Origin of the sequence: Pseudalkalibacillus hwajinpoensis (assembly GCF_039851965.1) — a bacterium.
GTDB classification, from domain to species: Bacteria; Bacillota; Bacilli; order Bacillales; family Guptibacillaceae; genus Guptibacillus; species Guptibacillus hwajinpoensis_E.
Genome location: NZ_CP156674.1, coordinates 3,070,418 through 3,089,752 on the forward strand (window position 1 = coordinate 3,070,418; position 19,335 = coordinate 3,089,752).

A 19,335-nucleotide genomic window follows, 5' to 3' on the forward strand; every position below is an offset into this window, starting at 1 on the left:
CTGGCAGGAGCTTTTTTTATTTTCTATAAAACAATGTTTTGTATCTCGTACTTGAATAATGAATAGCTTTACTGATCTCTGGAAATGAATAGACCATGAGAGGAGTGAAGAAAGTGCGTGTTTTAATGCTGATGACTAAAGGGCTGTTTTTCACAGGTCTATTTGCAGCAGCTTTGCTATCAACTTATTTATTATTATCAGGAGTTTCAATCAATGAAGTGACGAAGTGGATTTTTCCAGAGAAAGTCGTGTTAAGCAAGGGGGAGTCTGCAACGCTTGATACGTCTCAGGACTGGGATCAGTATCCTGTTCATAAGGTAACGGCAACAGGCTATACAGCGGGGGAGGAGTCTACTGGCAAAAGTCCTGACCACCCTGCATATGGTGTAACGTACTCCGGCGTCAAAGTGACAAGGGATCTCTACTCCACGATCGCAGCAGACCCTACTGTTTTCCCAATTGGGAGTGTCCTGTATATTCCTGATTATGGGTTTGGAGTTGTTGCCGATACAGGAAGTGCGATAACAGGCAATCGAATTGACCTTTATTACGATACGGTTAGTGAAGTCTATAATGAGTGGGGGAAGAAGACACTCGACGTCTACCTCATTCAAAAAGGAGCAGGAACGCTTACGGAAGATGCATTGCAATCGATGAATGAAGAAGAATCGATGCAAGTGTTTAGACAGGAGCTTTTGAAAAAGGAAGAATAGTGACGAACGTATGTGACCTTAAGAATAGAAAAAACAAACGACGGAGGGCAGTCCCACTCCGTCGTTTGTTGTACGTAAGCTATTGTAGAAGGAAATCTTCCTCCTTATATTTCGGATAATGATCCGGGTGAAGGATTGCGGCAAGTTTGATGAGGCCCGTTAATAATCTTGGGGATGGCCTGCAGTATAGCCATTCCTCAAGCACATGAATGGGAGGATCGTCTAGTTGATCCCAGCCCGGGCGTTTCTGTACAATAGCGGGATTCACTTTATTCTGCCTTACACCAACCCAGGCAAGACAAATTTGATCTGGCTTACGGCTTACAACATCGGGCCAGTCCGTTTGAACTGAAGCCAGTTCAACATCCCGAAATACGTTCCTGGCCCCAGCCAGTTCGCTAATCTCGGTTAACCAGTTTGTTTTACCGGGGGTGAATATGGGTTTTGGCCACCATTCCCAATAAATTTCTGGCTTGTCTGAAATGGCGTCACTTATTTCTTTATATTCTTGAATGGTCTTTGTGAATTTGGTAGCTATCGAGCGAGCCTCGTCCTCCAAGTTTGTTAACTCTCCAAGTGTGGTCAAGTCATTTGCTATATCCTCAAGCGACTGGGGGTTTAGAACGGTATAGGTAAGACCAAGTTCCTGAAGAGCCTCAACATTCTTCTCCATCCCCGGAACACTTAATGAAGCAAGGATGAGATCTGGCTTTAACTCGACAACTTTCTTCATATCGATGGAGAGGTCAGGTCCAAGACGCGGGAGTTCCTGAATGGATTCTGGCCAATCAGAGAAATCGTCAACGCCGACAAGTTGATCTGTAATGCCAAGGTAGGCACAGAGTTCTGTGTTACTTGGACATAACGAAACGATTCGCATAGGCAACTCCTTTCTAGGCAAGTTTAAGTGTGTAGTAAAGTATAATCGTTGCAATGATTCCGATTAAACCTCCAACAAGAACTTCGATCGGTTTATGTCCGAGAAGCTCTTTCAGTTCTTCAATTTTCTCGCGTTCTTGCTTTTGTTGCCAGTTCTTCGCTTCCGAAACGAATCTATTGAAATTTAGAACAAGCTGGTTCAAAACAATTGCCTGTTCTCCAGTTTGCCTTCTAACTCCTGTTGAATCAAACATAACAATGATACTGAACATAGCAGCTACCGCAAAAATTGGTGAGTCAAGTCCAGTTTCGAGGGCAACTCCTGTAGCGAGCGAAGTTGTAGCTGCCGAGTGCGAACTTGGCATTCCGCCCGTTGCATTGAACAACGACCAATTGATTTGTTTCGTTGCAATAAAATAAATAGGTACTTTAAGAAATTGGGCAAAGACAACACCGAATAGCGCTGCCAAGAGCGGGAAATTTAACAAAATATCCATGAGTGACAACATCTTCCTTTCTAAACTAATCCTACATAATGATTTACCCGAAGTTTCTTCGTTTCAATCGACCGGAAAATGTTCGAATGATTTTTTGTGAGCAACAAAGGTCAAAATGGAGATGGTTGTTATCTCAATGATCTTCTGGGGAAATATGGGTAACAGCCTTATGTAATACGTTCTAATTCAAGCGGAAATTGTCAGTCTATTATACCATATCTTGCAGGTTTTCTTTATGGAGGTTTAAATCAACAACTTCCATTGACACGAATTACTCTTTCATGTTACCTTATTAGTGATTTACCAAACTAAAGGATTTGTTGAAGGGTTGTTACGAAATGAATGCCGTCATTATTGCTGTTCTTATCATGCTAGGGCTTAGCCTTTTTCGCATACATGTTGTTATTGCACTCGTCATCGGTGCTATAGTGGGTGGTCTTCTTGGAGGGCTTTCTCTCGATGATACGATTGCCGCGTTTAGCTCAGGACTCGGAGGCGGGGCTACTGTGGCATTAAGCTATGCCTTGCTTGGAAGCTTTGCCGTTGGTCTTTCGCGGACCGGGTTACCTGAATTAATTGTCGATCAAGCACTGAAAATATTGAATCGTCGTGGAGATGATCGAAAGAAGGGACTTGCAAAAGTACTGATTCTTTTCATTATTCTATCGATTTCCTGCTTTTCACAAAATCTAGTTCCCGTGCATATTGCTTTTATTCCAATTCTAATTCCACCAATTTTGCAGGTATTAAATGAACTTGGAATCGACCGAAGAGCAGTAGCATCTGTTCTTACCTTTGGACTAACAGCGCCTTATATCTTACTTCCTGCAGGTTTTGGGAAAATTTTCCATGAAATTCTGCAGTCGAACATGGCTGATAGTGGATTGGAGATTAAATTGTCTTCGATCCCAACAGCGATGCTTTTACCAACAGCAGGACTTGTAGTAGGGCTTTTAATTGCAGTGTTCTTTACTTATCGAGGATCAAGAACATACAAGCAGCTGTCCATTTCTCAAGAAATTCCTGAGAAGCAAAGTTATTCAAAACGTTCTATTATGTTTGCTGTTCTTTCGGTTATCGTCACGCTGGCAGTTCAGCTCCCTACTGAATCTATGATTCTAGGTGCGCTGTCAGGTATTATTGTATTGTATGTGACCGGAAGCATTCGTTTAACTGAGTCGGAAGCTGTTTTAACGGAAGGTATGAAAATGATGGCTTTTATAGGCTTTGTGATGCTTGCTGCAAACGGCTTCGCAGAAGTCCTTAGAGAAACAGGAGAAGTCGAAGCACTTGTTACCCAGGCTTCAGGACTAATTGGCGATAATAAGCCCCTCGCAGCACTTCTCATGCTGATCGTCGGTTTGTTTATTACGATGGGCATTGGTTCTTCCTTCTCAACCATTCCGATTATCGCAGCAATCTATGTTCCGCTTGCGATGGAGCTTGGATTTAGCCCGATGGCTACGATCGCGCTTGTAGGAACGGCTGCTGCGCTTGGTGACGCAGGTTCACCAGCATCCGATAGTACCCTTGGTCCAACCGCAGGGTTGAATGCGGATGGGCAGCACAATCATATCTGGGATACCGTCGTACCGACATTTCTTCACTACAATATTCCGCTGATTTTGTTTGGCTGGATTGCAGCACTTATCTTTTAGGGTCTGTTGATTATCTTAAATGTGTCTCTATCAACACGGATCATGACCAGTATAATTTTCAGAAATTAAATACGGGGTCCTTCCCCGTGTTTTTTTGCATACTAAGCCTTCTTTGGTAAGATGAAGGAAAGCTATCAAAAGAGGTGCTTTATGTATTTTGGAAAAGAAAAGCAAGAAAACCACGATCGCATTCCGCCTAATCAGAAGGTAACGACTGGCTGGCCAGTGTTACATGTAGGGGATGTTCCTTATTATGAGAAAGATTTATCGAACTGGGATTTGAGAATCGGAGGGCTTGTCGATCGTCCAACTGTTCTTACTTTTGAGCAAATACTTTCGCTTCCAGAAACCTCCCAAGTTAACGACATTCACTGCGTTACCGGGTGGTCCAAATTTGACAATGAATGGGAAGGGATCTCTACACAACAGGTGGCAGAGTATGTTGGGATTCGTAAAGAAGCTAAATTTGTCATGTTAGAAGCGGAAGAAGGGTGGACAACTAATACCCCACTTGCTGATTTTCTAAAGGAAACAAGTATACTGGCACACAAACATAACGGAGAGGTTCTGACGCCAGAACATGGCTATCCGTTAAGAATGGTGATGCCACATCTTTACTTTTGGAAAAGTGCAAAGTGGATCAGAGCGATTAAGTTCAGATCAGAAGACCAGCAAGGGTTCTGGGAACGAAATGGGTATCATATGTATGGTGATCCGTGGAAGGAACAGCGTTTCGCATGGGATTGATCCTAACAGAGACTGTCAAATATGGCGGTCTTTTTTGGTTCAATAAAGGTCTTAGTTGGAATAGAGATGTGGATTTCATCTGGAAAAAAAGGGAAATGGAAATAAATGAAGAATAATAAAAGACTACCATTTTAACTGAAATCGTATTTTGCTTGTATTCATATTGCTAGGAGTGATAAATTGAAAGAATTACACTATCAAATCGTTAATCACCTCTCCACTGGTATTTTAGCCATTGATCTTAATTATAAAGTAATTCACATAAATGAAATCGGTGAGAAACTTCTTGAAGTGAAACGTGAGGAAATTATGGGGAAATGTGTTTATGAACTGTTTCCTTCAGCACCTGAAGAGGTTCGTCACGTGGAACGAACAGTGAAAACCGGGGAAGAGTATCACGTCAAGTCGATGTCATATCGCTGGGGAAATTACAATCTATATTTATCCATTAAGACGAGCGTGCTTAGAAACGGTGAGGTTATGTATGGAGCGATGGTTGAATTTACTGACATTACTCATTCATATGAAAAGCAGGTCGAGTTAGTTAATCGGATGGAAGACATGGCTGTTAACGTTATTCCGCTTATGGACCAATTAGGATTGCTTCCAATTCAACCGGTAGTGGAGGAAGTAGGTTTTAGGTATATCCTTGATATCGGTCTTCAAAAGGTGGCTGATCGAAAGGTGAATACCTTAATCATTGATTTATCAGCAATCTCATGTTTAAACGATGAATTCTCGGAGATGGTCGAAAAGTTATGCAGTTCATTAAACCTGCTTGGTATAGATATTATGATCACGGGCGTGAGGGCAGAAACGGCCCTCAAATGGGTGTCCTCGGGTAATGATTATATAAGGACTACCTATTACCCTCATGTACAAGCAGCCATCAAAGCATACAAAAAAGAGATGTAATGACAGGAAACGTTCGGAGCTTTGGACCGAACGCTTTTCTTCATCAATCTCATGATAACAATCTATATATCAATCGTGTTGAGCGTATTCTGGAGCTTTTCACGTTCCATGTTCAGTGAAATAAGAGAATTCTGGACCATTTTTTTGTACTGTGTTAAAACGAGTTGTCCGTAGTTAGTGCCAGGAACAGCCCATTTTCCATTTAAAGCCTGCCAGGTTGTTGCAGAGCCGCGTTTAACAAGTCCAAAGCGGGGATCAGCTTTCTCATCGCCTTTAGGTAGTGAAGCAGTAGAGGAGTAGGCATAGAGATGTTGGATGTGTGCAAGCACTCCCGTTGCTGGTGAAGAGAACGTAGCCCCCCTCGTACCGCCTCCTGTTGCACCAATACCAGCAAAGTTATTTTGTTCAGGACGAACATCACCTGTAAAACGGAAAAAGTTTGTTTCATGGATCGCCTGTGCAAATGCTACGTCCCCACGAATGCCGTATCGTTGACTGTAGGATGCGTACAAAGCACCAAGAAGAGGGGCATTTGGATTAATGGAACGAACGTAAGAGTCCATTTGCTCTGTTGTCAGAACAGTTTTGCCTTCGATCTTGTAGCCTTTGTCTGGTTCAGGAGGTTCTTCTGGTGGATCGGGCACTGAACCTTCATATAGGATGAACGTTTCAAAGCCTGCTTTGTTCAAACTGACTGCTAAAGCTTCAGCGTTTTCTTTTTCTTTGAAAGCGCCTGCCTGAACACGGTATACGGTTGAATTCGTGATAGTAGCTGTTGCGATAAAGGCATTAAAACCCTTTTGGATAAGGATTTTTAACTGTTCTTCTGCATTTTCCATTTTACTAAATGATCCTACAATTACTTTAAATAGTCCTTCAGTTGGCACAGGAGCAACTGGAAGATTTAATGCTGTAGCAGTTGCATCAGCAATTCCTGTTGCCATTTCCATCAAGAATGTGGGATTTGTCATAAGTTTAAGATCTGCTTCATTATCGATAAATAACACTTCGAGCAATAAAGCACTCATTTTTGTTTCACGGAGAACATGAAAATCCGCTCTCTTTTTTCCTCTATTTCTAATGCTGTATTTTTGCAGAACGGTGCTTGCTAGTTTGTCATGAATGTTTGCTTGCAACTGAACCGTTTCAGATGGAATAGAGCCATTGAAAATGTAGCTTTCAAATCCACTGCCGCCAGCAGCATTGTGATGGATACTGAGGAAGAAATCTGCCTTAATGACATTTGCGAGATCTGTCCTCGACTTTAGATCTACGTTTTTGTCAGTCTCTCGAGTCATAATAACTTCTACATCGTATTTCGATACAAGACGATCTCGTATCATACGAGCAATGGCGAAATTGAAATTCTTTTCCTGATAGTTTTTAAACATTGCTCCAGGGTCAGCGCCACCATGCCCCGGATCGATTACAATTAGCTTCACCTTTTTCCCTCCAATTAGTAGGATTAGTATAGTATATTTTTACCAGGTGAAATGGTTTGGACAAAGAGTACAAGTTAGAGGGAAAGGTCAGGAAATAGACCTTCAGGGTACCAATTTAGCCAGCGGGTGAACGTTTGGATCACTGGCAATATGTTGAGGGTAAATAAAACCTCGGCCGTCATCCGAAAATGAAATTCCCGCTTTTTGAAAACACTCCTGAATAAATTCTGAGCAAATGTATCGATCGTTTGGAATCGATTTAAGATCGTCAATCACGACACTTGCAAGAATTTTAAGGATCTCTTCAATATCATACATCTTTCCGGTTAAGTCTGCACCGCGTCTTAACATGTCGTTTAATTTACTTGAAGTGAGATGCTGTACCTTAGCGTGTCTTGAGAGATAAAGGTCTCCTACGTATGCGGACCCAGAGTTTCGATAGTCATTAAAATAGTGAGACAGCGGTACCATTCTGACGCCATAACTTTCAACACTCTCAAATAACATGATTCGATCAACCCATCGAAATAGGAGGGCCACATGACTGAAGTGTGAGTTCGAGACTTTCTGGATTATTTTGCTGACCGGATAAGAGCCGCTACAAAGGAGAAGGTCTCCTGTTTGAATATGATTACGAATGTGCTGATAATTTTTCACGTCCAGGTTTGTATACCGATCATCCAACATTACATCCTCCTAACTGTGTGGCTATTCTTGTAGTTAGATGAAAAAGCCAATTCTCCTTCTGCATTTATCCGATCCATGGAAGAAAAATGTTGTGCAGTGAGTAAAAGTGGCTCTATAGTAAGAGTGGGGGGGATAATTGATGGATTTTCTGAAAATGGTTGTGGTATTATCTTTTCTTGTTATGATTGCAAACACAATAAAGCCATTCGTTGCGTCTCTTACTAGAAAGCGAGCAGTGATGTTTGCTAGTTTCTGGCTTGTCCTATATATCCTGGTCTGGGACGTTCCTTCATTTCTAAATACGTCATCTGATGGGGCGAAGACAAGTGGCGAAGAAACGGTATCGGGTACTGAGATTGATGAAGATGAAGTACCTGTTGAAGAGAAACAGGAAGAGGCCAAGGTCGAAGAAGAAGTAACTTTCGATCCCGCTTCAATTGAGATAATCGTAAATGCTTCTGAGCTAATGGGAATGGAGCGTGAAGAATTTAAAACCAATTTTCCAAAAGCGATTGACCCTGATGGAGAGAGTCCAACGAAAATGGTATTTGAGAACGGAGAAGTCACGTTCAAAGACAACAAGGCTAGTTCAATGACTTATTATCCAGAAGCGATGCATTATCCTGAAGATAATCGCCTTCTCCTTTCGAGTCTCGGGTTCGATATTGAAGAACTTAGAAAGGGATCTAATCCGTTCGAGACGCCCGTTACTTTTTATTTAATAGAGGGATATTCTGAAGTCACCATTTACGGTAGTGAGGGCCCCGAAGAGAAAAAGGCAATCGAAAGAATTTATATTAAAAAAGAATTCTACCCGACACCTGTAACCGATGAAGAAGAGGCGGAAGGGGAGGAATAGAAAAACTCGCAGATGCGAGTTTTTTCATGTTCTAATGGTAGCGCGGTATGACAGTAATAACATCACCATCGAAAGAACGATTGTAATAACGACCCAGGACCAGGCGAGCGTCATTTGACCTGAATCGATCGCAACATAGATGGCGGTTGGCATCGTCTGTGTTTTCCCAGGAAGGTTACCTGCGAACATTAGCGTTGCCCCGAATTCTCCGAGTGCTCTTGCAAAGCTTAAAATAATCCCTGAAATGAGAGCATTCGAAGCGAGCGGGATCGAGACGCGCTTTAGCACCATCCACTTTCCGGCGCCATCCACACGAGCTGCGTCTTCAATATCACGATCCACCGCTTCGAATCCGACTTTCGCAGATTGGTACATTAACGGGAAGGCTACCACACTTGCAGCGATAACACCTGCCTGCCATGTGAAAACCAGAGGGTGATTAAAAACAGCTTCGATCCATTTGCCGATTGGACTAGAGGCTCCAAATAGTACGAGAAGGATAAAGCCGACAACGGAAGGGGGGAGAACAAGCGGGAGCATAATTACCGTATCGATAATGCTTTTTCCCCTGAACGTTCTACCTGCCATCAATCTGCTAACAGAGATTCCGAGAACGGTTACGATGACACTTGCCACAAGGGCGATTTTTAACGATATCCAGATGGGGTCAAGAAAAGTAGTCATCGGTCCTCACTTCTTTCGTTGAAATCCATATTTCTCAAAAATTGTAATCGCCTCGTCACTTTGTAAAAAAGCAAAATAGGCTTTTGCTTCATCAGACGCTCCATCTATAACACCGGAGGGATAAACAATCGGACTATAGCTATCTTCTGGAGCCTCATCAACAAGAGTAACTTTGGATGAAGTGCGAAAATCTGTTTCGTATACAAGCCCGGCATCTGCATTTCCAGTTTCAACATAGGTAAGCACTTGACGAACGTCTTTTCCGAATACGAATTTTTCTTCAAGTTTGCTCCATAATTGTAAGCTGGTTAAGGCTTCCTTTGCGTAAGCACCCGCAGGTACTGTTTTTGGCATACCTATTGTAATACGATTAATGTTAGTTGAAAGAAGATCATCCCAGCTTCTAACGGAAGCGTCCTCACTAGCGATCAAAACAAGCTTATTGGTTAGCAAATCCGTTTGATAGTCTGGATCAATGAAATTCTCTTTCTCTACCTCTTTAAAATGCTTCTCTGATGCTGATAGGAAAACATCAATAGGAGCACCCTGCTTGATCTGGTTGGCAAGTACCCCTGACGAAGCGAGGTGCAGGGAGAGGTCTGATTCCGGATGCTTCTCAAGGTACATAGCGTTAACCTCTTTCATAGCGTCACTCAAGCTTGCAGCAGCTGCAATGGTAATGGCTGTATCTTCCTCACCGGTCTGACAGCCGAAAAGAAAGATGAGTAGTGTGATAGAGATCAGGAAATGCTTCATATGTATGTTCCTTTCATAGGCAATTTCTCCATCTATTATAACGAAGTATGAGATTTTTGCACGAAATCATTACACACAAAAATCGGGTAATTCCCTGATGAAATAGGGGAGCTACCCTTATGTGAATGCGCATGATTGCTTAAAAAAACAACTTCGGCTTTGAATGGGATTTGTGCCTCTGAAATGGTTCTTCTATTGTAGAATCACATTTATTATCAAAATTGTAATCAATAACTTGTTTATATGGTGGTGGAGTTAGATTTGCATGATAGTCTTCACGGTAAGGGATGTCAATCATCTGACCGCGAATATTCTCTTCCTTAATTAACTCGTTTACAACAAGTGACCCCATCTGCTTACCGAGACGAAGTCCCTGCTCATTATCCACTGGAAAATGGACACCCGCATAAAGTCTTGAATCTGCACATTCATTTGCAAGCTCATGAAGTCGCTTTGATTCAGTTGGGAAGAAATAGGACAATATTTCTGCTGTTGAAGCAGAGATTGTCGCATGCCCTGATGGATAGGTAGGGTGACGTGGCGTACAGACGATTGTAGCCAGGTCGTGATCCAATTGATTTGGTCTTGCTACATTCCAGCGATATTTTAAATACCAGACTGTCGTAAATGCGTCGTTCATTCCTGCTGCGACCGCTGCCAGGATTCGCGCTGCACGAGGGGCAGTAACGCCATACGTATCGATCAGCCGATCAATAATCGGTGTCCATTGTTTACTCGCTACTCCAGTCCCCCAGTATTCAGCTAACTTTACCTGTTCTGGCGTAATTTGCTCCAGTGTACGCTGGACTTTCTTAAGTTCCTTTTCCCAATCGATCGACGAGGGCGGCTTGATTTCTAAGCGCAGTGGTCTTCCATTTAGCGTTTCAAAACGTCCAGGCGGGCTATTTCGTAAGTAATAATCCGGCCAAGACCCTGCTAAAGGTTCCTCTGGGTTATGTGGTGGCTCTTTTTCACCAGCGTAAGGAAGCTCTGACCACTTTTCATAGCTGTCTGCCATAGCGTTGTACCTCCTTTATTCCTACTTCCTTTAATAAATGCTCTATAGAAGGGTAAGGTGCATAAGAAAGAGGAGGGAACGCCTTTGTAGTGAAGGCTTTAGCGCACGATACCATTATGAATTGCATACACGGCAGCCTGGGTACGATCACTAACATCAAGCTTGCTTAAAATGTTGCTTACATGTGTTTTGACTGTTTTGAGCCCGATAAACAACTCTTCTGCAATCTGACTATTTGTTTTTCCTTCTCCAATCAGAAGCAGAACTTCTTTTTCTCGTTTCGTTAGGTCGTCATGCAGGACTTTTTTTGGTTTTGAGCGTAGTTGATTCATCATTTTCTGAGCGACTTTTTGTTCAATGACGCTTTCTTCAAGAAGGGCTTTACGAACAGTAGCAATGATTTCATCTGCTGAAGCTGTTTTGAGAAGGTAGCTGAAAGCGCCTGCTTCAATCGCAGGAAATACTTGTTCGTCATCATAAAAGCTCGTAATAATAATGATTTTAGTAGAAGGGAGAACGGTCATGATTTCCTTCGTTGCTTCGATCCCGGTCATTTCAGGCATAATGAGATCCATCAAGATGACGTCTGGCTTGATTTCGCCTGCAAGGGCGACCGCTTCCTTGCCGTTCGATGCTTCCCCTGCGATTTGAAAATTTGGTTCTGTTAGAAGATAGGCTTTTAATCCTTTTCTTACCATGTCATGGTCATCCACAATCATCATTTTAATGCTCATGTTTTCATCCCCCTAATGGCACACGAACCTCAACTAATGTTCCTTCTCCGGTACGTGATGCGATCCGTAGCTGACCACCAATTTCATCACAGCGTTCCTGCATCGTACTCAGTCCGTATGCGCCTTTTTTCTGTTGATTTGCTTCAAAACCTGTTCCGTTATCTTTGATATGTAATAAAATCTGGTTTTGTTTCATTTTAATGGTCATCCGAATATCAGATGAATCCGCATGACGGAGCGCGTTACCGAGGCTTTCCTGTACAATTCGGAACAGATTCTCTTCAATTCCACTGGGTAATTCCGGAAGTTCTTCAAAGGTAAGGTGAAAGTGGACTCCAGATTTCTTTTCGAGCTCCTCCACAAGTTTTTCGATCCCTGCACACAACGAATCATCTGAAAGCTGTATAGGACGCAGGTGAAGTAGGAGCGCTCGCATTTCAACTTGAGCTTTGCTAGCTAAATCTGCCACATCGATCATCTGAGCTTTTGCAGTTTCCATATCTCTGTCCATTAGCTTGATGGAAGCAGATGACATCATATTTAATGCGAAAAGCTGCTGGCTAACAGCGTCATGGAGATCACGGGCAAGACGCTGGCGTTCTTCGATAATGGCAGCGCCGCGTGCTTTATCGGCTAGTTCCGCTTTTTGGTTTGCTAAATTTTGTAAGGAAGCAACCTGGTTTTGAAGCTTTTCTGCGAGTTCATTCAGTTCTGAACAGATTTTCCCTATTTCGTCCTGATCGCTCATTTCCATTCGTTCTGAGAATTTTCCTCTAGAGAGTACTTTAATATGTGTCGATAGGTCTTCTAGGCGGTTTAGCAATGAACCGGTATCTTTGTAGGTGAAATAATTCCCTGTAGTAAACACAATTAGAATAACAATGAGTGGTAAGAATAAGCTAAAGGCTAGAGGGCTAGCAGCTGGAAGAAAGAAAAGCCAGATCTGTAAGCCGAGAAAAAAGATGATTCCGGAGAAAATGGATGTATAGAGCGTCGATTTAATTAATTTTGATCGTAACGTAGTCCTATTCACACTTGTTGCACCTCCCTTTAAATCCGGTCCACTCGCAAATCTAGAACAGAGAAATCAAGATAAAATACAAGGCGTTGAAGAGAGTCATCGAAATCATCTGTTTGGTACGAAAGGGAGTGCCCCCTGCCTACATAGTCTTGATTGTGTTTATCAATCTTGGCAGATACGACATGCCCGCTTCCTTCAACTTTAAATGGCAAATCATCTGGAAGAATAATATTAATGTCACCCACGAATCCAGACAGTTTGATGATAGTTTCTTCTTCAGGGATGAGCGTGGTGGAGAAATCAAAATCATAATCACATACGAAGCTCCAGTCGTTTACTGACTCAACCTTCCAATTTGGTTTCTTATAGGAGTTACTACGAACAAGGCTAAACCCCTGGTTTTTTCGAAATTTACTCAATAACTTTACTCCAAATAAAACGAAGATAAGTGGCCATAGCTTCCAGAAACTCCATAGACTGAACGAGAGAATGGAGAAGCGATCCAGAACGAGTAAAAGACCGAGTGTCAGAAGTAAAATGCCAGTAAACCATTTTTTTCGTCGGACGGACGGAAGGAGCGCTTCGACCAAATACTTTCCGCCGAGTAAAACCAACAGGATGGGATATAAAAAGACAATCGCTTCCGTCATTTCCATGGAAATAATGCCGATATTTATAAGAAGAAGAAAAATGCCCAGTGCTACGAATGAAATGGCAGCAAGAAATCGCCCTGTTTGTATTTGCTTCATGGTATCTCCTCAATTCATTCTGTCTCCTATGTTTGAACATATTTGACAATTATATTGGTGAATCCTGCTTAACAAGGTGATGACGATTAATTCTTATTTCGTGAAGTTTCGGGGGGAGTTATTTCTGGAATAAAGATGAAGGACTATCCCACAAATTGTTTGATATAGTCCAATTATAGGGTACAAGACGATGAGTGACATGTAGCTAACGATTGACGTTTTCTCCGTCTCGGGACGGATATTTCATGTTAGAATGTAGTGGAATAATATAAAGTCAACGTAGTGAGAAGGATGAATGGTTTGTAACTCGAATAACTAATATAAGGTTTATCCCACCCTAAAGGTCCGATTGATTCCACTAACCATCAAAGGGGAAGAAACAAAACCCCCTCTGAAGGAAGTTTCACTTTATATGAGAGAGGGAATAGAATGACACAAAAACGCATGTTTAAACTGGCACTCGCCGGAAGTGCTCTCGGTATCATCGCGGCTGTGCTCTCCAGGTTTAATGTGGTACCTCTAATTCAAGTAAAAGATATCCCATTTCTAACTGCTTTTATTTTTCCATTTATTGCGATAGTAGGATGTTATTTTGTGAAATCCCGCCCTATTGTTGGTGGGTTTAGTTTGCTTGTCTCGGCAGCGGGTGGCATTATTTTCTTGTCTATTTTCTATATTATTCCTGCTGTATTTCTGGTCACCTCGGGATTTTTAAGCATTCTTTTGAAAGAAGAAACACAGCTTATTACGAACAAATAAACCGCTCCGATTTTAGGGAGCGGTTTTATATTGGAAAGAAACATCTATAGGAGGTATCTTTCATTCTGACTGACTGTGAGATCGATTCATGAGAAACTGTCGGATGGCATAACTTGTTTCTTCTGGTCTTTCTTCAGGAATTAAATGACCGGTATGTGGAAAGACGAGAAGATCTGCATCAGGTAGGTCTTTTTTCATTCGTTCACCTACTCTAAGAGGAACGAGACGATCATCAGACCCCCAGATTAACAGGGCTGGAAAGTTAATTTTATTTAATGCACTTGTGGAGAGATCTTCTTCTCGATCTCGGATCAATCGACAAAGAGCTAGATAAAAGCCTTTCTCGTTAAAGCTGGTGGTGTAGCCATCAATGACTTCCTTAGTTAGAAGCTTATGGTCATAAACGAGGTGTTCAAAATTCTTCCGCAGGTTAATGGCACTCATTGAGATACTCAAGCAATAAGGAAAGAAAGGGAAGTACGAACACATCCTGAGGGCAGGGGATGAGGATTTAATGTAGCTCGAGCTACAAAGAAGAACGAGCTTCTCAATGCGTTCAGGATGCTGAATGCATGTTCGTAGCGCGATCTGGCCTCCCATAGAGTGTCCGACAAGCACAGCTTTTTGAATGTTCATCTCTTCAAGTAGTGCATTTGTGAGAGCGCCATGGTCATGAAGAGAATAGTGGATATCACAGTTCTTCTCGCTTTCACCAAATCCTGGTAAATCAAAGCATAATAAATTGAAGTCTTTGGAAAGTAAGGGAAATAGCTTACGGAAACTAAACGACGATGAGAGGAAACCGTGAATAAAAACGAGCGTTTGCCGATTTGGTAACGCATGCTTGTAGTATTCATAGGAAAGAATGACATTGGCGATTTTTTTCTTTTTCTGAACTCTGGCAAACATAATTCAAAGCTCCTCTCGCGTAACGTTGGTATTTAGAGTGTGGCTTAAAATCATGCCGTTTATCCCGCTTCAAATGTAGGTCAATCAAAGACGTTTAGGTGGGAATCAACTACCCTTAAAGGTCCGATTGGTTCAACTAACCATCAGAGGGAAATAGCTAAGAGCCCTCTGATGGAAGTTTCACTATATGGGCAAAAAAAAGAGACGAGGCACATGCCTCGTCTATCAAAGGGGGAATATAGATAGCTTACTACTACATTTATTCCCGGAAAAACATAAAAATATACACGAAAAATAAAAATTAATAAGAAAGTAATGATGTAATCAAGACAATGATAATTGCAGCTGGGACGACGAAACGAATCAAACCGTACCAGAGCGGGAAAATAACCTGTCCTGCTTTCGAAGACATCATAACCTCGCTTTCAAGAATAGTACGCTTCATCTTCTTCGATACGAAAATGGAGATGAGAAGAGCGCCAATCGGCATTAACAGGTTACTCGCCAGAAAATCCATCATATCAAAGATGGAACGTCCGAAGACCGAAACGTCAGCTAGAACACCGAATGAGAGAGCTGATGGAATACCAAGTACAAAGACAAATAAGCCAGCAATCCATGAGACTTTCTTCCGGTTATCTGCTCCGCGTGTGACGGTGGAGACGATAATCTCCATAAGGGAGAATGCCGACGTTAGCGTAGCGAATAACAAGAGCGCCATAAATACAGTGAAGAATAGTCCACCAAGAGCCATCTGGTTAAAAACGGCGGGTAGAACTGTAAAAATGAGGCCGGGTCCTTCAGTTGGTTCGAAGCCAAACGCGAAGACGGCTGGAAAGATCGCAAGTCCTGCAAGGAATGATATCAAGACATTCAAGCCGACTACGGAAATCACAGATCCTGTTAGGTTGGCACTTTTATCGAGGTACGAGCTGTACGTAACCATTAAGGATATGCCGACACTTAAAGCAAAGAAGGATTGTCCCAAAGCATCAAGTACGCCTTCAGCCGTTAGTTTCGATAAATCGGGTTGAAGGAAGAAGGCGACGCCCTCCATCGCACCATCCAGCGATAGGGAACGAACAACGAGTACAAGAAAAAGCACGAAGAGCGCCGGCATCATATATCGACTTGCTGTTTCAATACCTTTCTGGATTCCGAATTGCACAATAGCAACTGTAATGGCCAGGAAAAGAGCCTGCGTCAGTAATGATGTAGCAGGGCTGCCAATGATATCCCCGAATAATTGTTCATACCTGCTGTTAGGGAGCCCTGTGAGTGAACCCGAAAAGCTTCGAACGAGATAAGTAATCACCCAACCTCCGATGACACTGTAGAAAGAAAGGATAATAAAAGAAGCGATTACCCCAAGATAACCAAGCCACTTCCAGCTTGGATTACCTGAAATCTTTTCATAAGAAGAAACTGCATTTTGTTGCGAATGTCTCCCAATAACGAACTCAGCTAGTAGCATCGGCGCTCCAACGAGGAAGGTGAAGAGGAGAAATATAAGGAAAAAAGCGCCTCCGCCGTTTGTGCCAGCCATATATGGGAATTTCCACAATGCCCCAAGTCCGATAGCTGATCCGGCAGAAGCCAAAATAAACCCGAACCTGGACGACCATTGATCATTTGATTTCATATTGTCACCTCATACGTAATAAGTCCTATGGATTGCATTTTATCACTATAGCGAGCGGAAAGTATTCAGTCAATATCAAATATTCATGTATTTATTTACCACCAGTTGTATGCCTTGTTATGACTGACTTTTAAATGAATTAGTGGCATTATTTTTATTTGTAAAGTAAACGCTAGTATTATGGAAATATCTAATCTTGCTATTCCTCAGGGAGAGAGGTATGATTCTTAGGAAGAGCAGTATGATTTTTTGTCTTGATACGACATTTATGTTATACTAGTTAAGTTGAAAAAATTTGTTAGGAGTGTTTTCATGGCAGAACAATATAACGTCGGTGATATCGTAGAAGGGAAGGTAACTGGTATTAAGCCTTTTGGCGCTTTCGTTGCAATTGACGACCAAAAGCAAGGTCTAGTTCACATTTCTGAAATCTCTCACGGCTACGTAAAAAATATCGAAGATCAACTTACTGTAGGAGACGAAGTAAAGGTCAAAATCCTTAACATTGAAGAAGGTTCAGGTAAGATCTCTCTTTCAATCCGTGCTACTCAGCCAAAACCTGAAAGACCGGAAAGAAAACCACGTCCAGCTGCACCAAGTGGCGGTGGCAACAAGAAGCAACAACAAACTTCTTCTCCACAGGGCTTCAACACGCTTGAAGACAAGCTTAAAGATTGGTTGAAAGAGTCTAACGACCGTCAAGCTCAGTTGAACAAACGTCTTAAGAAGTAATAAGACGAGAGAAGGCAGCCACATGGCTGCCTTCTTTTTTTTAAGTTGTTGCGCGATCGGGTTCATGTGAAAGCTCTTCAGTAGGCTTGAAAAGTAACGTTAGGCAATAAAGGCCGCTTAACCCAACAAGACCATATACAATTCGAGCAAGCGCAGCATTTTGCCCGCCGAAAATAGCAGCTACAAGGTCAAATTGGAAAAATCCAATGAGGCCCCAGTTGATTGCACCAATAATTACAAGTGCAAGTGCAACACGTTGTAATGTACTCATGAAACTACCTCCTTTTATTAGGAAACATAGCGATTCATTCATAAGATAACTCTACGAGCAATGCATTATACATTTTAAGGCAAAAAAGTTTGTCCAAACAGATTACTTTATTTTAAAAAAAGAATGAGGCATAATAAAGTGAAACTTCCAGTCAGAGAGGTCTTTTTATCCTCTCTGATGGTTGGTTGAACCAATCGGACCTTTAGGGGCAGTTAACCCCCACCTGAACGTCTTGATTTACTTACGTTATAAGGTGAGGTTTTTAACTGCGCCTTAAGGGTGGAATAAACGTGATTTGAAATGAAAGGGGACATTACAATGAATAATTTCACTTTCCAAAATCCAACTAAATTGATCTTCGGCAAAGGACAACTCGAAGCGCTGAAGAATGAAATTCCACAATACGGAAAAAAAGTCCTCGTAGTATATGGCGGAGGCAGCATTAAGAAAAACGGTGTTTATGATAGCGTTATGAACACATTAAAAGAAATCGACGCAGAAGTATTTGAACTTGGCGGAGTAGAACCGAATCCTCGCTTAACCACCGTTCATAAAGGTGTCGATATTTGTAAAGAAAACGATATTGATTTCATTCTTGCAGTAGGTGGTGGCAGTGTCATTGACTGCACGAAAGCTATTTCTGCAGGTGCTAAATACGACGGAGATGTATGGGACTTCGTAACGAAGAAAGCAGCACCAAAAGCAGCTGTTCCATTCGGTACAGTTCTAACTCTAGCAGCCACCGGTTCTGAAATGAATCCTGGTTCTGTTATCACTAATTGGGAAACAAAAGAGAAGTACGGCTGGGGGCACCCGCTTGTACACCCAAAATTCTCTATTCTTGATCCAGAGAATACGTACACTGTTCCTAAAAATCATACAGTCTACGGTATGGTTGACATGATGACTCACGTTCTTGAACAATATTTTCATCCGGAAACAAATACAGAGCTACAAGAAAACATGCAATTCTCTGTGCTTGAAACAGTGATGAACACAGCTCCAAAGCTTATTGAAGACATGGAGAACTACGATCACCGTGCGACAATCATGCTAAGCGGTACTGTAGCTCTTAACCAATCCCTACAGATGGGCGTTCGCGGTGACTGGGCATCTCACAACATCGAGCACGCGGTATCAGCTATCTATGATATCCCGCATGCTGGTGGTCTTGCGATCATCTTCCCGAACTGGATGAGACACAACCTTGAGGTGAACATTGATAAATTTAAGCGTCTTGCAGTTAAGGTTTTCGCTGTAAGTGAAGAAGGTAAAACAGATCGCGACATCGCGCTTGAAGGGATCGACAAGCTAAGTGCGTTCTGGAGCAGTCTTGGTGCACCAAAACGCCTTGCTGATTACGACATTGACGAAAGCCAGATTGACCTTATGGCTGACCGTGCAATGGCTAATGGCGCATTCGGTAACTTTAAGTCACTTGAGCGTGACGATGTAATCGCAATTTTGAAAGCTTCTCTATAAGAAGTGAGGACCGTTCCTTTGGAGCGGTCTTTTTTTAGATGAACCTGGGGTGTTTACGCAATGGATGACAGAACGGTTTAAACAGTCAAAGGAATTTTACTTTGATCTGATGGATTTTAAAAAGAAATATCGTCAGGTATACGCTTACATGGATCGGCGTTCTTGATTTCGAATACTTCTT

Annotated in this window: 21 protein-coding genes; 8 read left to right on the plus strand and 13 right to left on the minus strand. The window is 42.1% G+C overall.

What is annotated here, in order from left to right; translation table 11 throughout:
• Positions 1-95 precede the first annotated feature (95 nt).
• The gene (locus ABFG93_RS15920; RefSeq protein ID WP_431522009.1) at positions 96-713 is read left to right on the plus strand and encodes a 3D domain-containing protein; all 618 of its coding nucleotides are present in this window, start codon (positions 96-98) and stop codon (positions 711-713) included.
• A 79-nt stretch (positions 714-792) separates the two neighbouring features.
• Here ABFG93_RS15920 and ABFG93_RS15925 read toward each other — a convergent pair whose 3' ends face one another.
• Positions 793-1,593: a cobalamin-binding protein gene (locus ABFG93_RS15925; protein ID WP_347548998.1), complete on the minus strand. Its 801-nt coding sequence runs from the start codon at positions 1,591-1,593 to the stop codon at positions 793-795.
• A 13-nt stretch (positions 1,594-1,606) separates the two neighbouring features.
• A complete protein-coding gene (locus tag ABFG93_RS15930; RefSeq protein WP_347548999.1) occupies positions 1,607-2,089 on the minus strand; it encodes a divergent PAP2 family protein in 483 nt (160 codons plus the stop codon).
• A 338-nt stretch (positions 2,090-2,427) separates the two neighbouring features.
• Between ABFG93_RS15930 and ABFG93_RS15935 the strand changes: the two genes are divergently transcribed.
• The 3 genes from ABFG93_RS15935 to ABFG93_RS15945 all read left to right on the plus strand — a co-directional run bounded on the left by ABFG93_RS15935 (position 2,428) and on the right by ABFG93_RS15945 (position 5,409).
• Entirely contained in the window at positions 2,428-3,747 is a 1,320-nt protein-coding gene (locus ABFG93_RS15935; RefSeq protein WP_347549000.1) for a Na+/H+ antiporter family protein, read from the plus strand.
• A gap of 150 nt (positions 3,748-3,897) precedes the next feature.
• Positions 3,898-4,494, plus strand: coding sequence for a sulfite oxidase-like oxidoreductase (locus ABFG93_RS15940; protein ID WP_347549001.1), 597 nt, complete (start codon positions 3,898-3,900; stop codon positions 4,492-4,494).
• A gap of 180 nt (positions 4,495-4,674) precedes the next feature.
• A complete protein-coding gene (locus tag ABFG93_RS15945) occupies positions 4,675-5,409 on the plus strand; it encodes a PAS domain-containing protein (RefSeq protein WP_347549002.1) in 735 nt (244 codons plus the stop codon).
• A gap of 62 nt (positions 5,410-5,471) precedes the next feature.
• Here ABFG93_RS15945 and ABFG93_RS15950 read toward each other — a convergent pair whose 3' ends face one another.
• The gene (locus tag ABFG93_RS15950) at positions 5,472-6,851 is read right to left on the minus strand and encodes an N-acetylmuramoyl-L-alanine amidase (protein WP_347549003.1); all 1,380 of its coding nucleotides are present in this window, start codon (positions 6,849-6,851) and stop codon (positions 5,472-5,474) included.
• A gap of 102 nt (positions 6,852-6,953) precedes the next feature.
• Complete coding sequence (locus tag ABFG93_RS15955; RefSeq protein ID WP_347549004.1) at positions 6,954-7,538, minus strand: YiiX/YebB-like N1pC/P60 family cysteine hydrolase; 585 nt, start codon at positions 7,536-7,538, stop codon at positions 6,954-6,956.
• A gap of 139 nt (positions 7,539-7,677) precedes the next feature.
• On the opposite strand from ABFG93_RS15955, the gene ABFG93_RS15960 reads away from it, so the two are divergent.
• Positions 7,678-8,397, plus strand: coding sequence for a hypothetical protein (locus ABFG93_RS15960; protein ID WP_347549005.1), 720 nt, complete (start codon positions 7,678-7,680; stop codon positions 8,395-8,397).
• 24 nt (positions 8,398-8,421) lie between these two features.
• On the opposite strand, the gene modB is transcribed toward ABFG93_RS15960, so the two are convergent.
• The 6 genes from modB to ABFG93_RS15990 form a co-directional block, all read right to left on the minus strand.
• Positions 8,422-9,081 (minus strand): molybdate ABC transporter permease subunit, encoded by a 660-nt coding sequence (gene modB, locus ABFG93_RS15965; RefSeq protein ID WP_347549006.1) that lies wholly within the window; start codon positions 9,079-9,081, stop codon positions 8,422-8,424.
• 6 nt (positions 9,082-9,087) lie between these two features.
• Positions 9,088-9,837 (minus strand): molybdate ABC transporter substrate-binding protein, encoded by a 750-nt coding sequence (modA, locus tag ABFG93_RS15970; protein ID WP_347549007.1) that lies wholly within the window; start codon positions 9,835-9,837, stop codon positions 9,088-9,090.
• A 139-nt stretch (positions 9,838-9,976) separates the two neighbouring features.
• The gene (locus tag ABFG93_RS15975) at positions 9,977-10,855 is read right to left on the minus strand and encodes a phosphatase PAP2 family protein (RefSeq protein ID WP_347549008.1); all 879 of its coding nucleotides are present in this window, start codon (positions 10,853-10,855) and stop codon (positions 9,977-9,979) included.
• A gap of 98 nt (positions 10,856-10,953) precedes the next feature.
• The gene (locus ABFG93_RS15980) at positions 10,954-11,589 is read right to left on the minus strand and encodes a response regulator transcription factor (protein WP_347549009.1); all 636 of its coding nucleotides are present in this window, start codon (positions 11,587-11,589) and stop codon (positions 10,954-10,956) included.
• 4 nt (positions 11,590-11,593) lie between these two features.
• A complete protein-coding gene (locus ABFG93_RS15985) occupies positions 11,594-12,622 on the minus strand; it encodes a HAMP domain-containing sensor histidine kinase (RefSeq protein WP_347549010.1) in 1,029 nt (342 codons plus the stop codon).
• 17 nt (positions 12,623-12,639) lie between these two features.
• Entirely contained in the window at positions 12,640-13,359 is a 720-nt protein-coding gene (locus ABFG93_RS15990; protein ID WP_347549011.1) for a cell wall-active antibiotics response protein, read from the minus strand.
• A gap of 429 nt (positions 13,360-13,788) precedes the next feature.
• Here ABFG93_RS15990 and ABFG93_RS15995 point away from each other — a divergent pair, with 429 nt between their 5' ends.
• Positions 13,789-14,118: a hypothetical protein gene (locus tag ABFG93_RS15995; protein WP_347549012.1), complete on the plus strand. Its 330-nt coding sequence runs from the start codon at positions 13,789-13,791 to the stop codon at positions 14,116-14,118.
• A gap of 60 nt (positions 14,119-14,178) precedes the next feature.
• Here the strand turns inward: ABFG93_RS15995 and ABFG93_RS16000 are convergent, their stop codons facing one another.
• Both ABFG93_RS16000 and ABFG93_RS16005 read right to left on the minus strand, forming a co-directional pair.
• Entirely contained in the window at positions 14,179-15,027 is an 849-nt protein-coding gene (locus tag ABFG93_RS16000) for an alpha/beta fold hydrolase (protein ID WP_347549013.1), read from the minus strand.
• A 301-nt stretch (positions 15,028-15,328) separates the two neighbouring features.
• Complete coding sequence (locus tag ABFG93_RS16005; protein ID WP_347549014.1) at positions 15,329-16,669, minus strand: sodium-dependent transporter; 1,341 nt, start codon at positions 16,667-16,669, stop codon at positions 15,329-15,331.
• Between the two features lie 312 nt (positions 16,670-16,981).
• Between ABFG93_RS16005 and yugI the strand changes: the two genes are divergently transcribed.
• Positions 16,982-17,401: a S1 domain-containing post-transcriptional regulator GSP13 gene (gene yugI / locus ABFG93_RS16010; protein WP_347549015.1), complete on the plus strand. Its 420-nt coding sequence runs from the start codon at positions 16,982-16,984 to the stop codon at positions 17,399-17,401.
• Positions 17,402-17,441: 40 nt separating this feature from the next.
• Here yugI and ABFG93_RS16015 read toward each other — a convergent pair whose 3' ends face one another.
• A complete protein-coding gene (locus ABFG93_RS16015; RefSeq protein ID WP_048312053.1) occupies positions 17,442-17,672 on the minus strand; it encodes a DUF378 domain-containing protein in 231 nt (76 codons plus the stop codon).
• A gap of 318 nt (positions 17,673-17,990) precedes the next feature.
• Between ABFG93_RS16015 and ABFG93_RS16020 the strand changes: the two genes are divergently transcribed.
• Complete coding sequence (locus tag ABFG93_RS16020; protein ID WP_347549016.1) at positions 17,991-19,154, plus strand: iron-containing alcohol dehydrogenase; 1,164 nt, start codon at positions 17,991-17,993, stop codon at positions 19,152-19,154.
• Positions 19,155-19,335 lie beyond the last annotated feature (181 nt).

What these genes read in the sequence shown, in the direction of transcription:
- ABFG93_RS15960 (WP_347549005.1), top strand. Translation starts at nt 7,678, where the DNA reads ATGGATTTTCTGAAAATGGTTGTGGTATTATCTTTTCTTGTTATGATT.
- ABFG93_RS15975 (WP_347549008.1), bottom strand. Translation starts at nt 10,855, where the DNA reads ATGGCAGACAGCTATGAAAAGTGGTCAGAGCTTCCTTACGCTGGTGAA.
- ABFG93_RS15935 (WP_347549000.1), top strand. Translation starts at nt 2,428, where the DNA reads ATGAATGCCGTCATTATTGCTGTTCTTATCATGCTAGGGCTTAGCCTT.
- ABFG93_RS16015 (WP_048312053.1), bottom strand. Translation starts at nt 17,672, where the DNA reads ATGAGTACATTACAACGTGTTGCACTTGCACTTGTAATTATTGGTGCA.
- ABFG93_RS15955 (WP_347549004.1), bottom strand. Translation starts at nt 7,538, where the DNA reads ATGTTGGATGATCGGTATACAAACCTGGACGTGAAAAATTATCAGCAC.
- ABFG93_RS15940 (WP_347549001.1), top strand. Translation starts at nt 3,898, where the DNA reads ATGTATTTTGGAAAAGAAAAGCAAGAAAACCACGATCGCATTCCGCCT.
- modA (WP_347549007.1), bottom strand. Translation starts at nt 9,837, where the DNA reads ATGAAGCATTTCCTGATCTCTATCACACTACTCATCTTTCTTTTCGGC.
- yugI (WP_347549015.1), top strand. Translation starts at nt 16,982, where the DNA reads ATGGCAGAACAATATAACGTCGGTGATATCGTAGAAGGGAAGGTAACT.
- ABFG93_RS16020 (WP_347549016.1), top strand. Translation starts at nt 17,991, where the DNA reads ATGAATAATTTCACTTTCCAAAATCCAACTAAATTGATCTTCGGCAAA.
- ABFG93_RS15980 (WP_347549009.1), bottom strand. Translation starts at nt 11,589, where the DNA reads ATGAGCATTAAAATGATGATTGTGGATGACCATGACATGGTAAGAAAA.
- ABFG93_RS15995 (WP_347549012.1), top strand. Translation starts at nt 13,789, where the DNA reads ATGACACAAAAACGCATGTTTAAACTGGCACTCGCCGGAAGTGCTCTC.
- ABFG93_RS15925 (WP_347548998.1), bottom strand. Translation starts at nt 1,593, where the DNA reads ATGCGAATCGTTTCGTTATGTCCAAGTAACACAGAACTCTGTGCCTAC.
- ABFG93_RS16005 (WP_347549014.1), bottom strand. Translation starts at nt 16,669, where the DNA reads ATGAAATCAAATGATCAATGGTCGTCCAGGTTCGGGTTTATTTTGGCT.
- ABFG93_RS16000 (WP_347549013.1), bottom strand. Translation starts at nt 15,027, where the DNA reads ATGTTTGCCAGAGTTCAGAAAAAGAAAAAAATCGCCAATGTCATTCTT.
- ABFG93_RS15930 (WP_347548999.1), bottom strand. Translation starts at nt 2,089, where the DNA reads ATGGATATTTTGTTAAATTTCCCGCTCTTGGCAGCGCTATTCGGTGTT.
- ABFG93_RS15920 (WP_431522009.1), top strand. Translation starts at nt 96, where the DNA reads ATGAGAGGAGTGAAGAAAGTGCGTGTTTTAATGCTGATGACTAAAGGG.
- modB (WP_347549006.1), bottom strand. Translation starts at nt 9,081, where the DNA reads ATGACTACTTTTCTTGACCCCATCTGGATATCGTTAAAAATCGCCCTT.
- ABFG93_RS15990 (WP_347549011.1), bottom strand. Translation starts at nt 13,359, where the DNA reads ATGAAGCAAATACAAACAGGGCGATTTCTTGCTGCCATTTCATTCGTA.